This is a genomic window from Candidatus Blochmannia sayi (nom. nud.) (assembly GCF_059935855.1).
In genome coordinates, this window is record NZ_CP011796.1 from 39,837 (window position 1) to 54,705 (window position 14,869).

Sequence of the window (14,869 nt, forward strand, 5' to 3'; positions counted from 1 at the left end):
AATATTATTCATCATGTATGGCAATGATTAAGATCAGGTAGTAAGGTTGCTAACATAAGAGCCTTAATGGTGTGTAGACGATTTTCAGCTTGATCAAATACTATACTATGATTAGTAGATTCAAATACTTCGTTTGTTACTTCTAAACCATTAGTTAAATTATATTTGTTTGCTATTTTTTTACTAATAGTAGTATCTGTGTTGTGTAATGCTGGCAAGCAATGTAAAAATTTTACATTTGGATTACCAGTGTTTTGGATCATGTTGTGGTTTACTTGATAGGGAGATAATGAAGAGATACGTTTTTCCCATACTTTTTCGTTTTCTCCCATAGATACCCATACATCAGTATATAAAAAATCTACATTTTTTATTCCATCAGATATATTTTCAGTGAGTATGATGTTTCCATTATTATATTTTGCAAGTTTTTGGCAAACGTTGAATAGATCTTGTGTTGGCCAGAATTCTTTAGGTGATATTAATCTTAAATCAAATCCCATGATTGCCGCGGCTTCTAATAAAGAATTACCGATATTATTTTTTGCATCTCCAATGTAAGCTAGTTTAATTTGCTGAAATTTTTTATGTGGCATGTGTTCTTGCATAGTCATGAGATCAGCAAGTAGTTGTGTTGGATGAAATTTTATGGTGAGTCCATTCCATACTGGTACTCCAGAATATTGTGCAAATATAGTAACGATATCTTGATTGTATCCGCGATATTGAATGCCATGATACATACGTCCTAATATTTTGGCGGTATCTTTAATAGATTCTTTATGTCCAATCTGACTGATATCTGGAGTTAAACAGGTTACGTGGGCTCCTTGATCAAATGCTGCTACTTCAAAGGCGCATCTTGTTCGAGTGGAATGATTTTCAAAGATTAATACAATATTTTTTCTGTTTAATTTCTGTATTTCAGTTTGTTTATTTTTTTGATGTTTCAAATGGCTGGATAATTGCAACAAATATTGAATTTCATCTATGGTGAAATCCATTAACCGTAAAAAAGATCGTTGATATAATTTGTTCATGTAATTTTTTCCTAAAAATTTATTTATGAAAGTAATTATTTTTCATATAAATAAATCAATATGTAATTGAAAATAAATTTTTATGATAAAATAAAACTTTTATAAAGTATGTGGAATTGGTTTTGTTAAAATATGACGCAAAAGTCATTTGTATTGATATACGACTTAGTTAGTTAAAATTATATTAAGTTTGATTTAATATATAAACATATAAATAAAAGAACTTCATTTTATCGATTATTTGATTTCTCATTTTATCATACAAATAATTATAGCATTTTTATTGTAGCGTATTGTTTAAGTAATTTATTTTGGATTTGTTCGTAATGATTTAATAATTTTTGTTTGTTTGTAATAATAGTTTGTGGCGCGTGATTGATGAAGTCAATGTTGTCTAGTAGTTTTTTTATTGTTTTAATATTATGATATATTGACTCGAGTTTTTTGTTTAGTCGATTTATTTCTATATTTTTATCGAATGTTTCCGGTACGCGTATTAATAGTTCTGCTGACTCTAAGGGTACGTTAATGGATTTTGGATACATTTTATTTTTTGAAATAAAATTTATACTTTCCAATTGAACGATATTAGTTAAAATATCATAATTTTCTGCAATGCGTTTTTTAACTATTGAAGAATTTGTTCGAAACACTATTTGTAAGGGGATATTGTGTGCTATATGCATATTTGCACGAGTAGCACGTATCGCTGTGATAACGCATTGGATCCATTCCACATCTATTATTGATTCTGTGTCAATTGTGTTATTTGCATCCCATTTTGGAAATGGTTGTAACATGATGGTTTTTCCGTTGTTTTTAGTAATTATTTTGACTTCTTGCCAAATTTTTTCTGTAATAAAAGGAATGAGCGGATGTGCTAAGCGTAATAATGCTTCAAGTAATGTAATTAATGTATAACGTGCGCTGATGAGGCGTATTTCTTGTTGAACATGTTCTGTATAAAGTATTGGTTTAATCAGTTCAATATACCAATTGCAGAATTGATGCCAAATAAAATCATGTACAATGTTTGCTACTTCATCAAAACGATAAATTTTCAACTTTTTATGAAAATTTTGTACTGTTTGATTAAATTTTGTAATTATCCAACGATCTATCAGAGAAAATGATTTATTTTTTGTAGATATGCCACAATCTTTATTTTTAGTATGCATTAGGACAAATCGACTAGCGTTCCATAATTTGTTACAAAAACTTCGATAACCTGTTAATCGGTTCATATCCCAGTGTATATCGCGGCCAGATGATGCTAATGCTATCAAGGTAAATCTTACAGCATCAGCTCCATGAGGTTTAATTCCATTAGGGAATTGTTTTTTGGTATATTTTTTAATTTGATTTTCTAGTTGTGGTTGTAACATATTATTTGTACGTTTTTTTAATAAATTTTCTATCGAGATTCCATCTATCATATCTATCGGATCAATTATGTTGCCTTTAGATTTAGACATTTTTTTTCCAAATTCATCACGTACAAGACCAGTGATATATGCGGTTTTAAAGGGAATTTGAGCTACTTGATGATTATTTTTAATGAAATGCATGGTTAGCATGATCATTCGTGCAATCCAAAAAAATATAATATCGAATCCACTTATTATGATGTTAGTTGGATGAAAAATATTTAGTAATTCGGTATGTTTAGGCCAACCTAAACTAGAAAATGTCCATAGACTTGAAGAAAACCATGTATCTAATACATCATTATCTTTATATAATATTATGTTACTATCTAATTTATTTTGTATTCTTATATCTTTTTCGCAATGTCCTACGTATATGTGATTGTTATTGTCGTACCATGCTGGGATTCTATGTCCCCACCATATTTGACGGGAAATGCACCAATCTTGTATATTTTCCATCCAACTAAAATACATATTAGTATATTTTTTTGGAACAAAATTAATAATATCTTTTTTTACTACATTTATTGCTTGTTGCGATAATTTTTTGGTACGTATATACCATTGGTTAGTTAACATTGGTTCGATTATGGTTCCAGTGCGATCACTATATGGAGTAATTGATTTATGAGGTTTAATATCATGTAATAAATTGAGTTTATTACATTCAGAAATTATTTTTTTTCGTGCATTATAAGTATCAAGACCATGGAATATTTGAGGAATATTATAATTGAATTGATTGTAAGGTTTTCCATGACTGTCAAATATTTCAGGTTTTTTAAGAATTTTTCCGTCAAGCGAAAAAATATTTATCATAGGTAGATTATGTCTTTGTCCTATAGCGTAATCATTAAAATCATGCGCAGGAGTGATTTTAACGCAACCGGTGCCTTTGAGCATATTGATATGTTTGTCGAAAATAATGGGAATGCGTCTATTGGTTATTGGAGTGATAACGTATTGTCCAATTAATTTTTTATAACGAGAATCTTCTGGATGTACTGCAACTGCGGTATCTCCTAATATAGTTTCTGGTCGTGTTGTTGCGATGATTAAATGGTTTGGATTGTTCAAAATATTAGAATTGTGGTCTAATTGATAATATATATACCACATGGAACCTGTTGTTTGTTGATTTATAACTTCTAAATCAGAAATTGCGGTTTGTAATTTAACATCCCAATTTACTAATCGTTTTCCTCTATAAATTAATTTTTCTTGATATAAACGGATAAAAGCTTCTTTCACTGCATAGGACATTTCTGTATCCATAGTGAAACGTTTTCGTTTCCAATCTACTGAGTTTCCTAGTCGTTTCATTTGGTAAGTAATAGATTTTTCAGATTGTTCTTTCCATGCCCAAATTTTATTTATTAACTCATCACGTGTATAATCATGTTTAGTTTTACCTGTGTCGTTATATATTTTATGTTCTACTAGTATTTGTGTAGCAATTCCAGCATGATCTATACCCATTTGCCATAAAGTATTTTTTCCACGCATTCTTTGATAACGAATTAAAACGTCCATAATAATTTGTTGAAATGCGTGTCCGAGATGTAATTGTCCTGTAATATTAGGAGGAGGCATCATAATACAGTAGTTTTCCTGAGAAGCATTTTCATGGGCGGCAAAATAATTTTCTTTTTCCCAAAATTTGTAAATTGGCTCTTCTATATGCTTAGGATTATATATTTTTTCCATAACGTTATTTTAATTATATAGTTGATGCGTTGACGATGTGTAGTTGGAATCCATTTTTTTTGTAGGATCGGTATCTATTTCTTGCCCATTGTTTTAAATCATCAGTTACAGGTATGAAATCTATTATTTCATTGAAATTGGAAAAGAAATTTACACCTTTTTTCATAAGGTTGATTAAAAGATCTCTTGGTTTATTGTCATAGCAACATTGGCTCCAATATATGGTAATTGGGGTATTGTGGATATTTTGTTTGAACAAACTATGAGGGAGAAATGTGTTTTGATCAAATATCCACAATATTTTATCTATTTTTTCAGCTTGATATTTGTTTTCGCAGGTTATTAATATACTTTTGTTAGATCTCCATTGCGTATTTGTTAGTTTACATACAAGTTGTTCAATATAGTTAAGTTCATTTTTTTGAAATTCTTGAGATAATAAATAAAAAGTGACGTATTTCATATATTAATTATTTTTAATAGTTTTTACAGTTTGATTTGTGTTTTTATTTGGATAAATTTAATATAAGTTATTTTTGATTATATATGTTTTGTTGGAATTAATTAGTTGCTAATGTTAATATACTTTATTTAAGTTTATAAGATGATAATTTATTAAGTAAGAATTGTGATAAAAGCGCCACAGGACGTCCTGTGGCGCTTTTATCACAATAATTAGATGTCCATGCTGTCCCAGCAATATCTAAATGTGCCCAGTTATATTTACAAGCAAATCGTTGAAGAAAACAACCAGCTGTAATAGTTCCGCCTGCTCTTCCTCCAGAATTTGTCATATCTGCGCATGTAGATTTTAATTGTTTTTGAAATACGTTATCTAATGGTAATTGCCATACATGATCCTGGGATTGTTTTGCTGCTATAATTAAATCGTTAGCTAAAGATTGATTGTTAGATATTAAACCACTAAAATGATGTCCTAAGGCAATAACACAGGCTCCAGTTAGTGTAGCTATATCAATAACAACGTCAGGTTTATAGCGTTCTACGTATGTTAAAGCATCGCATAAAACTAGACGTCCTTCTGCATCAGTGTTTAATACTTCTACTGTTTGCCCTGATAGAGTGGTTAAAATATCACCTGGACGAAAGGAAGTGCTGCTTATCATGTTTTCAGCAATGGCAAGTATTCCGATAATATTTAATGGCAAATTGAGTTCTATGGCTATACACATAACTGCATATACTACGGCAGCTCCGCACATATCGTATTTCATTTCATCCATTTTATTTGATTCTTTGATAGAAATTCCACCAGAATCGAAAGTTAAACCTTTTCCTATAAATACGATGGGTGAGACGTTAGATCCATTAGGGTGTCCTGTATATTGTATAATAGGCATTTTTGGAGAATAACGGGACCCGCATCCTACTGATAAATAGGCGTTCATACCTAATTTTTTCATTTCTAGAGCATCGACCACATTTATTATGACATTATCACAATTAGATAATTTGTTAACTTTATCGACAAGATAATCAGGTGTACAAAAATTGGGAGGCATATTTCCTAAATTTTTTGCGATATTTATTCCACGAACTATAGATAGTCCGTCTTTAATAGATTTTTTGTAATATGTTAATTCATTTATATTAGGTATATATAATATTACTTCGTGTAATAGTTGGTTTGGTTGTATTTTATTGCTTTTAAATTTATCAAAAACATATAATTCTTTATTAATTATTTCTATTGTTTGGCGTATTTTCCAATAATTATTATATCCTGGTATATTTAATTCACTTAAAAATAATAACATTTTTTTTATACTAGGAGTAGTTTTACATAATTTTGCTATCTTACGAATTAGTTTTCTATAATGGTATTCATTGAACTCAGATTCTTTACCGCAACCAATTAACAAAATTTGGTTATTAGGTAAGTTAGGTATATCATGTAATAGTAGTGTGTGTTTTATTGTTCCATGTAATATTCCACGATGTAATAATGAACAAATATATCCTCCACTTATTTTATCGACTTTTTTTGTTGATGGAAATAAACGCGATTCTTCAAATATGCCAGTAACAATACAGCTATCAGGATAGAGTTTTAATTGGTTGTCAGTAGTAATATTAAATTTTATCATAACTTTTCCTGTGTATAAATATGACAAACATTATATTTAAACTAAAACTAGTTTACTACGTTTACAGTGCATATACTATCCATAATAGTGAAATATTTTACACTTTATGTGTATGTAGACTTTATATTTAGTGATAAATTTTGTTCTGTTATAAATAAGTTAAGTATGTATTAGGATTTGTAGTGTTATAATTGTTACTATTACGATACTGATTTTTTATGTAAAAACAAGCTTTTTAGGTAAAAAAATGATATTAATTAAATATATTTTAAAGGAAATATTTAGAAATCAGTTAGTAATTTTAACATTATTATTTTTGGTTTGTTTTTGTCAAAAGCTGATTAAAATGTTAAATTTGATTACAGATGCCAATGTTTCAATATATTTAGTTTTTTTGTGTATTGGATTAAATATACCAGAAGAAGGAAAATTGCTTATTCCTTTTAGTGCATTTGTTAGTGTGTTAATAACTTTTTATAGATTGCATGTTTATAATGAAATTATAGCTATATATTCTTGTGCTGTAGATAAATGTATTTTCATTAAGATTATATTTTTTTTTAGTGGCATTATTGCGGTTTTTGCTATAATTAATATGGCATGGTTATCTCCTTATTGCGTGAGAAGCCAAAGTAAATTATTGTACAAAATTAAAGAAAACGTTAGTTTAACTATTTTATCAGAAAAGAAATTTCAATTATTATCTGCTAAATATTTAACTTTGTTTGTAGATAGCGTGCAGGGAAATAAATTAAGATATGTTTTTTTAGTGAAGACGCATCAAGATAAAGATAGTAGCATGTTGACAGTTGTTATTGCAGATAAAGGCAGTATTCATCATCAATCTGATGGATCTCAATATGTTATTTTAGAAAAAGGTATATTTTATAGAATTCATAATAAATGTGAATTATGTAAGGATTTTTTTATTACTAACTTTTATCAGTATAAAATGTTAATTGATCGTGTTTTTAAAGTCCCATTCAAAAAAAATAGACCTGTTGATCATATGTCTATGTATCAATTGTTTTGTTCTATTAAACCAGAGGCACGTATAGAATTGCATTGGCGTTTAACTTTGTTAATATCTATTTTCATTATGCCAGTGATTACAGTATTATTAGTTATTACTATTTCATATAATTATTTACCAAATTTTTTATTGATATTTTTTTTATACGTTATCTTTTTTGTTTTACATATTTTAATTCGTTTTCATATTTTTTCAGACAAAATAAATCCTATAATATGGATGTGGATTGTGAATGGAATCTATTTGTTGATAGCTTTATTATTGAATTTTCGTGATAGTATTTATATGAAGCATTTTTTTTTGAAAGTATTTCGTCGTAATTACATAAAAATGTGATATGTATGTACGATATTTTGAATAGATACATGAGAAGAATGATTGTATCAAGTACAGTAATAGTGTTTGTAGCATTGGTTTCTTTATCTGGCATAATTAGATTAGTTGATGAATTACGCAAAATAGGAGGGGAAGATTATTTTGTTTTTAAGATTTGTATGTATATCATTTTAAGTTTGCCAAAAGATTTTGAGTTATTTTTTTCTATAGCTACTTTATTAGGCGGTCTTTTAGGTTTGAGTATTCTTGAAGTGCATAATGAATTTATAGCGATGCAAGTATTTGGATTTAGTAGATTGCAAATTGTTTTATCAGTTATAAAAGCTGTTATTCCTATATTATTGTGTGGTGTAATTTCTAATGAGTGGGTGGTTCCTAATAGCGAAAAAATGATGTGTACGTATAGAAATCAGGTAAAACATGATACTTCTGTATTTCCTATAAAAAGTAAAAGTGTGTGGTTTGTAAATAATAATGATTTTGTTTATGTTGATAATATAGTGGCTTATGATGAGTTATTAGGAGTAAATTTGTATGTTTTTAATAAAGAAAAAAAATTAAAAAAAATATTTTATATAGAACGTGCAATATTTATTGATAAATTTTGGCGTTTTATTAATGTAAATGAATTGGATATTTCAGAAGAAATGCGCGTTACTAGTAAAAAAATACCATATTTTGAATGGTATTCAATGTTGACGCCATATAAATTGTCAATGATCATTACTCATCCAAATGCTTTATCTATTTCTAAGTTATATCATTGTATTAAATATTTTAATAAAATTGGTCAAAATTCTAAATATTATCAGATGATTTTTTGGAATAAAGTATTATCCCCTATTTCTGGATTAACCATGATTATAACGGCCTTGTCATGTACTTTTGGTCCATTATATCAAAAAAAAATAGGTGTTAGATTGTTCATTGGAAGTATAATGGGTTTTTTGTTTTATATTTTAGATCAAGTGTTTGGAATATTGGGTGTCGTATATAACATGCATCCGATAGCTGTATCAATATTACCTAGTCTAATATTTTTAGTAGTTAACGCAGTGATTATATGGAGATATTGGTAATATATTAAATTGAAAAAATTTAATGGTATCTGACTATTTTATATTAGCTACAAATATGTCTTTAGTAAATTCTCGTAACCATTTATGAGCGGGAGAATGATTGAGTTTGGAGTGCCATGCTTGAATAACATTTTTTTTTCCTAGGTTAAAGTTAGCGTTGAAATTTGTTATCGGCATATTTAATTTATGCATTATTTTTAACACAAATTCTGGGATTATTGCTAACGCATCTGAATGAATCACAGCATTTACGGTAGTAAAGTATTCTGGAGTAATACCAATTATATGACGTTCTGTCCAAAAATATTTGTTACATTCATCAGAATTTGTTAAATACTCATGTTTGGTTTTAATAAATTGGTATTTTAAGAGATTATCTATATTTTTATTTTTAGATAAAATGGGGTGATGATTTCTACATATCAAATAACACTTGGATGCATAGATGGTTCTAATGGTGATTTCAGGATTAAGAGCGCGTATTTCTCCGATATATAAGTCTATGGTGTGATTACGTAAAAAATCATCGTCGTAATCTGAATCATTGACTAGGTTAATAAAAATGTTAGGAGCTTTTTTTTGAGTTTCTTGGAACAGGATAGTATTAAGTATTAAAAATATAGTATTATTTGATGCGATAGTAAATGATATGGCAGTAATTTTAGGTTCAAATATTATATTAGTATTAAATACTGATTCAATACGATTAACTAGTTCTTTGATATTTTCTTTCAGAGATATTGCTTTGGGTGTGGGGATAAGCTTTGTACCACTACGAACTAAAATTTGATCATTAAATAGAGTACGTATTTTGTTTAAAGATTTGCTAATAGCTGGAGCGGTAACGTTTAATTTTTTTGCCGCTAGGTTTACGCTGTTATCTTCTAGTAGTGCATTGAGAACTATTAATAAATTAAAATCAAAGTTATTCATATAATAAAAATTTCATATAATATTTATTTTATCAAGTATTATAATGTATAAATGTACAAGAGTAAAATATATTAACGTAATCACTCATAACATTCTTATTGATAATTGATGTATTGGGTATTAATATACGTACTATGTATATTAAAAATTGGAAATGTAATACAATGTTTAGTTGATGCAGATAAAAATTTTTGATAAAATTTGCTGTTGTAAGTTATTTTAGATTATATGCGAGATATGGATGTGTGTATGAATTTTTATAAACAATTTTAGCAATTTATTGATATGTTTTTATATTTTGATTAGAAGTATATTATTTTTATTAAAAATAGGTTATAAAATAATTATTATAAAAAGACGATTGTGTATGTAATTTATTAAATAAGTTTGCATATTTATTTGTTTTTTTTGCCGAAGTGGCGAAATTGGTAGACGCAATTGACTCAAAATCAATCACCTTAATGGTATGCCGGTTCGAACCCGGCCTTCGGTAAATGTTTTATGCAACGTAACGATAATTATATGAATAAATTGGTTTATAAATTTTTTGAATTTGAGAAATAAATTATGTTTTGTTGCGAAATTTTTGTTGGTTTATAGTTGTTGAGTTTTAGTTTTAGTTTTATTTTTTTTAGTGTATTTTTTTTGTTTTTATTAAAAATGTTATGTTATAACGTAACTAAATTATTAAGGGAAAGATTTGATATGTTTTTTTGTTATAAACAACGTTTATCTATTGGTATGAGATTACTTATTACTTCAGGTTTTGTTCGTGTATTTATAGCATTAGTAATTTTGTTGTGTTTGTGGATTGCTGTTGCATGGGCTTCTTTTTTATTTTAATCACAAAAAAATTACAACATTATGATGACATTATTTAATTTAACAGCAGGTTATTACGGATGCAATGTTAGTCCATCTGTAAGTGGTCGTATTAAATATGGTAGTATGATAGCTATTATAGGGCCCAATGGAATAGGAAAATCTACTTTATTAAAAACATTGGCGGGTTTATTACCTCCAATATCTGGTCGATTAGAATTTGGAGAAAAAGGTAGACCTATTATGGGTTATTTACCTCAAGATAAAACAGTCGATCGTAATTTTCCGTTGACTGTATTCGATGTAGTTTCTATGGGATGTTGGCCAAGAGTAAATTTGTTAAAGAGACTTAATCGATGTCACAGAGCAGCAATTTGGCGTGCTTTAGAACAAGTAAAATTATTGAATTTGTTGAATCAATATATAGGAAATTTATCAGGTGGGCAATTTCAACGCATGTTATTTGCTAGAATATTAGTACAGCGGGCGTCTTTAATTTTGTTGGATGAACCATTTCAAGGTGTTGATATTAATACTTGTAAAATAATGATTCGTTCTGTAAATAAACTTTGTAGAAATGGATGCACTGTAATTATTGTATCGCATAATCAGGAATTAGTAACTGAATATTTTCCCATTACATTGTTGTTAACCCATTCTTGTAGTGTTTGGCATACTTCTATATAAAATAAATGAGCTTAATTTAGTATTGATTGGTTTGTTGTAAAATTAAATATATATTATTAATTTTTATAAATGTTGTTTTTTATTTTAGTTAAGGAAAAGTTTATGATTATTAATATATTATTTGATCCTTTTATTAATCATGTATATATGCGTAGGGCTATAGTGGCTTGTTGCATATTATCTATGAGTACGACACCAATTGGTGTTTTTTTAATGTTGAAACGTATGAGTTTGGTAGGAGATGCATTATCTCATGCTATATTGCCAGGAATAGCGGTAGGGTATTTTTTTTCAGGTATGTCATTTATTGTAATGAGTATCGGAGGATTTATTTCTGGTTTGATTGTTGCGATATTATCTTGTTGGATTAGCGAGAAGACGTTGTTACAGAAAGATGCAAGTTTTTCTGGATTTTATCTTGGATCTTTAGCATTAGGGGTTATATTAATATCATTACATGGCCCTAATATAGATTTATTAGATTTATTATTTGGATCTGTTTTATCTGTAAGTTTTTTTAATTTGACATGTATTGGTGTAATCGGCACAATAACTTTGATTATTATTTCATTACTTTATAGAGCTTTAGTTATAGAAATGTTTGATTCAGGTTTTTTGAGAGGAAGTAATATTGCATCATCGAGAATTATTCAGATCATTTTTTTATCAATAGTAATGTTAAATTTAATAGCGAGTTTCCAAGTGACTGGTACTTTAATGTCTATCGGATTGATGATGCTGCCTGGATTGTCAGCCAGGTGTTGGGTTAAGAGTTTAATGAATATGTTATTGCTATCGGTATTTATTGCTTTATTATGTTCATGGGTAGGATTACTTGGGGCATTTTATATGTCTTTACCAGCGGGTCCTACTGTAGTGTTATGTGGTAGTATATTTTTTTTGATTTCAGTATTATTTGGAAGAAATAAAGGCATTTTATTTTTTGCGTGTTATAAAAGATAAATTTGTATATCATTTTAATATATTTTATTGTTTAGATATACATATGTATATCTATGTTTATAGATAGTGGTTTTATGTTGTAAAATTTTTATAATTTCTAATATTCAAACTTATTACTATGATTGTAAATAGTAATTGATGGTGTTTATTTATATATATTTATATATTAGATGAAATGTATAAGTGGATTATATTAATTTATTGAATATATTTAATTAAATTGATTAATGTTTATTTATCTTAAAAAATTTGATGTTTTCATGATATTAAAAATTAAATTTGATGTTGTTTTGTAGTGATTATGATTTATTAAAATTAATTTTTTATTTTAAATTATTGTTTGATTATAGTTTTAGTGTACTGGATTATTAAAGTAGTAATGTTTGATTTTTTTGTTGCTATTTTGTACAAAAAAGAAGTTGGTGACGATATGGGAATAAATAATTTATTATTTGAATAGATTTCCTAAATATACTTGTTGTACGTGTTTATTATTCAATATTTCTTTAGGAGATCCATGAGCAATGGATTCTCCTCGATTCACAACATATGATCGTTCACATATACGTAATGTTTCTCTTACATTATGATCGGTTATTAGGATTCCAAGTTTATGATGTTTGAGTTCTTTAATAATGTTTTGTATATCTATTATTGAAATTGGATCTACTCCAGAAAAAGGTTCGTCAAGTAGTATAAATTTAGGATTAGCAGCTAATGCTCGCGCGATTTCTACGCGTTTTCGTTCTCCTCCAGATAATGTGCGGCCAATATTATTTTGTAAATGGCGAATATGAAATTTATCCATTAATTCTATAATTAATTTATTGCGTTTTATTGTACTAAGATTATGTTGAGTTTGTAATATAGCCATTAAATTTTCAAATACAGTTAATCGACGAAAAATGGAGCTTTCTTGAGGTAAGTATCCTATGCCTAATCGAGCTCTAAGATGAGTTGGTAGCATGCTAATGTCTTTGTTATCAATGAAAATACCGCCAGAGTTATGTTGAATAATTCCTAATATCATATAAAACGTTGTAGTTTTTCCTGATCCGTTTGGACCTAATAATCCAACAATTTCTCCAGGAGAAATATATAAATTTATGTTTTTAACTACATATTTTCCTTTATAAATTTTAGATAAATTTTTTATAGCAAGTACACTCATTAAGTCATGATTCTGTGTTAGTTTTTTTGTATTGAATTTTATTTTAAACTGATTTTGCTGATAAAGTTGTAATAACTTGTTTTCCTTGAGTAGAAATAGCTTTGATTTGTTTCTTCTTTATTGAATATGTAATATTGTCACTTTGTATGGTATTTCCTGATTGTTCTATGTAAGCATTTCCAATCAGGTTAATAGTATCATTGTTAACATTGTAATATATCAGTAATGATTGAGCAAATATTGTATTTATATTCTTTGTTTCTTGTTTTTGAGTGAAGGTGGCAGGATTGCCATATGCTTTTATTATGGATGGAACATGTTTATCTTTTGTATGAAAAATTAATATTTTATCTGCATGAAGATCAATATTTTGATATTTGAGGGTCACTTGACCGGTAAAAATTATTGTACTAGTTAATATATTAATTGATTGATATGTAGAATAAATTTGAATTGTTTTTGATTTTTCATCTGCTAGGGCGAGAGAATATATGAGTAGCATAAATGTATTGATATAATTAAATATTATTTTGTATTTATCGTGCATGTTTAATTTTATAATAAGTTTGTATATTATCTGTTAATTTTATTGTTTGTGTGCGTAAATTAGCATTCATTTTCGTGCCAATAGAATAAAAATTATGACCATGTATGATTACTTTTGCATTTGAAATAATATCTTGAGTTATTAAGTTAATTGTTGCTTGATTTGTAGTAATGGATTGAACATATGTATCGTTTATTAAGTTATTAATATAAGCGTGTTCGTATAAATGTAATGTTTTTTTATGATTTAGTTTAGCTTTATTTGCTGTAATTTTCCATATTGGAATGTTTTTTGAATTGAAAACAGTAACTTGTGGATACATCAACCAAGTAATTTTTTGATTTGAATGATGTTGAATACAGTGAGCTGTTAATTTGAATTGAATTTTTCCTGTCGTATCATATATGTTAATTGTTGTATTGTTACTTTGGTAAGTATGTGTTGTATTATTAGTTAATGGATTTAATGATTTATTAAGTGTGTGTAATTCTTTCCTTATGATAATAGGCAAAGATATGAACATCAATATCAATAAAATAAGAAAAAAAAATAAAAAATATATTTTTTACTATTTTATTGATACACATTAAAAATGTGGATATATAGAACATTATTTTATGATTTTATATTTAATAATTATAATTTAATATTTTATTTTTATTGGTAAATGATTCTAAATATTATTTAGAATCATTTTAATATTACTATTATAATAGTTATTAATTGTATTATTTAATTTTTTATTTTAAATAATTTTTTGACATATGTAAGATTTGTAAAACTATAATCATTCTTTATATCAATATTTATGATATTTTTTATAAAATTTACATAATAACTTGTGTGTTTTATTCATAGTGATATGAATGTATAAGTATATGACACGAGATATTATCACATATGGATTTATGAAAATAGTGATTGATTATAATATGAATTTATATATATGGTAGTGTATCCGTTTGTAGGGAATATGATAAGTAATAGTATAAATGATTTGTCAAAAAATTTGA

The 14,869-nt window shown here is 27.2% G+C and carries 13 protein-coding genes and 1 tRNA gene; 6 read left to right on the forward strand and 8 right to left on the reverse strand.

Annotation, left to right across the window (positions count from 1 at the left end):
• Positions 1-11 precede the first annotated feature (11 nt).
• From argF to Bsayi582_RS00170, 4 genes are all read right to left on the reverse strand, one after another.
• Positions 12-1,040: an ornithine carbamoyltransferase gene (gene argF / locus Bsayi582_RS00155; RefSeq protein WP_500815805.1), complete on the reverse strand. Its 1,029-nt coding sequence runs from the start codon at positions 1,038-1,040 to the stop codon at positions 12-14.
• Between the two features lie 269 nt (positions 1,041-1,309).
• Positions 1,310-4,177 (reverse strand): valine--tRNA ligase, encoded by a 2,868-nt coding sequence (locus Bsayi582_RS00160; protein WP_500815806.1) that lies wholly within the window; start codon positions 4,175-4,177, stop codon positions 1,310-1,312.
• Between the two features lie 13 nt (positions 4,178-4,190).
• On the reverse strand, positions 4,191-4,640 hold the full coding sequence (locus tag Bsayi582_RS00165; RefSeq protein ID WP_500815807.1) for a DNA polymerase III subunit chi: 450 nt from the start codon (positions 4,638-4,640) through the stop codon (positions 4,191-4,193).
• A 124-nt stretch (positions 4,641-4,764) separates the two neighbouring features.
• Positions 4,765-6,282: a leucyl aminopeptidase gene (locus Bsayi582_RS00170; protein WP_500816116.1), complete on the reverse strand. Its 1,518-nt coding sequence runs from the start codon at positions 6,280-6,282 to the stop codon at positions 4,765-4,767.
• 250 nt (positions 6,283-6,532) lie between these two features.
• Between Bsayi582_RS00170 and Bsayi582_RS00175 the strand changes: the two genes are divergently transcribed.
• Positions 6,533-7,654: an LptF/LptG family permease gene (locus Bsayi582_RS00175; RefSeq protein WP_500815808.1), complete on the forward strand. Its 1,122-nt coding sequence runs from the start codon at positions 6,533-6,535 to the stop codon at positions 7,652-7,654.
• Between the two features lie 5 nt (positions 7,655-7,659).
• Complete coding sequence (gene lptG, locus Bsayi582_RS00180) at positions 7,660-8,733, forward strand: LPS export ABC transporter permease LptG (RefSeq protein ID WP_500815809.1); 1,074 nt, start codon at positions 7,660-7,662, stop codon at positions 8,731-8,733.
• Between the two features lie 33 nt (positions 8,734-8,766).
• Here the strand turns inward: lptG and Bsayi582_RS00185 are convergent, their stop codons facing one another.
• Complete coding sequence (locus Bsayi582_RS00185) at positions 8,767-9,666, reverse strand: LysR family transcriptional regulator (RefSeq protein ID WP_500815810.1); 900 nt, start codon at positions 9,664-9,666, stop codon at positions 8,767-8,769.
• 410 nt (positions 9,667-10,076) lie between these two features.
• Between Bsayi582_RS00185 and Bsayi582_RS00190 the strand changes: the two genes are divergently transcribed.
• From Bsayi582_RS00190 to Bsayi582_RS00205, 4 genes are all read left to right on the forward strand, one after another.
• Positions 10,077-10,159: transfer RNA gene (locus Bsayi582_RS00190), tRNA-Leu, on the forward strand.
• A 212-nt stretch (positions 10,160-10,371) separates the two neighbouring features.
• Positions 10,372-10,509, forward strand: a complete 138-nt coding sequence (locus tag Bsayi582_RS00195; RefSeq protein WP_500815811.1) for a hypothetical protein — start codon at positions 10,372-10,374, stop codon at positions 10,507-10,509.
• 21 nt (positions 10,510-10,530) lie between these two features.
• Positions 10,531-11,175, forward strand: coding sequence for a metal ABC transporter ATP-binding protein (locus tag Bsayi582_RS00200; RefSeq protein WP_500815812.1), 645 nt, complete (start codon positions 10,531-10,533; stop codon positions 11,173-11,175).
• Between the two features lie 102 nt (positions 11,176-11,277).
• Entirely contained in the window at positions 11,278-12,138 is an 861-nt protein-coding gene (locus Bsayi582_RS00205; protein WP_500815813.1) for a metal ABC transporter permease, read from the forward strand.
• A 448-nt stretch (positions 12,139-12,586) separates the two neighbouring features.
• Here the strand turns inward: Bsayi582_RS00205 and lptB are convergent, their stop codons facing one another.
• The 3 genes from lptB to lptC are packed head-to-tail and all read right to left on the reverse strand — an operon-like array spanning position 12,587 to position 14,379.
• Positions 12,587-13,309: an LPS export ABC transporter ATP-binding protein gene (lptB, locus tag Bsayi582_RS00210; RefSeq protein ID WP_500815814.1), complete on the reverse strand. Its 723-nt coding sequence runs from the start codon at positions 13,307-13,309 to the stop codon at positions 12,587-12,589.
• A gap of 43 nt (positions 13,310-13,352) precedes the next feature.
• Positions 13,353-13,811, reverse strand: a complete 459-nt coding sequence (gene lptA / locus Bsayi582_RS00215) for a lipopolysaccharide transport periplasmic protein LptA (protein ID WP_500815815.1) — start codon at positions 13,809-13,811, stop codon at positions 13,353-13,355.
• A gap of 34 nt (positions 13,812-13,845) precedes the next feature.
• On the reverse strand, positions 13,846-14,379 hold the full coding sequence (gene lptC, locus Bsayi582_RS00220) for an LPS export ABC transporter periplasmic protein LptC (RefSeq protein WP_500815816.1): 534 nt from the start codon (positions 14,377-14,379) through the stop codon (positions 13,846-13,848).
• Positions 14,380-14,869 lie beyond the last annotated feature (490 nt).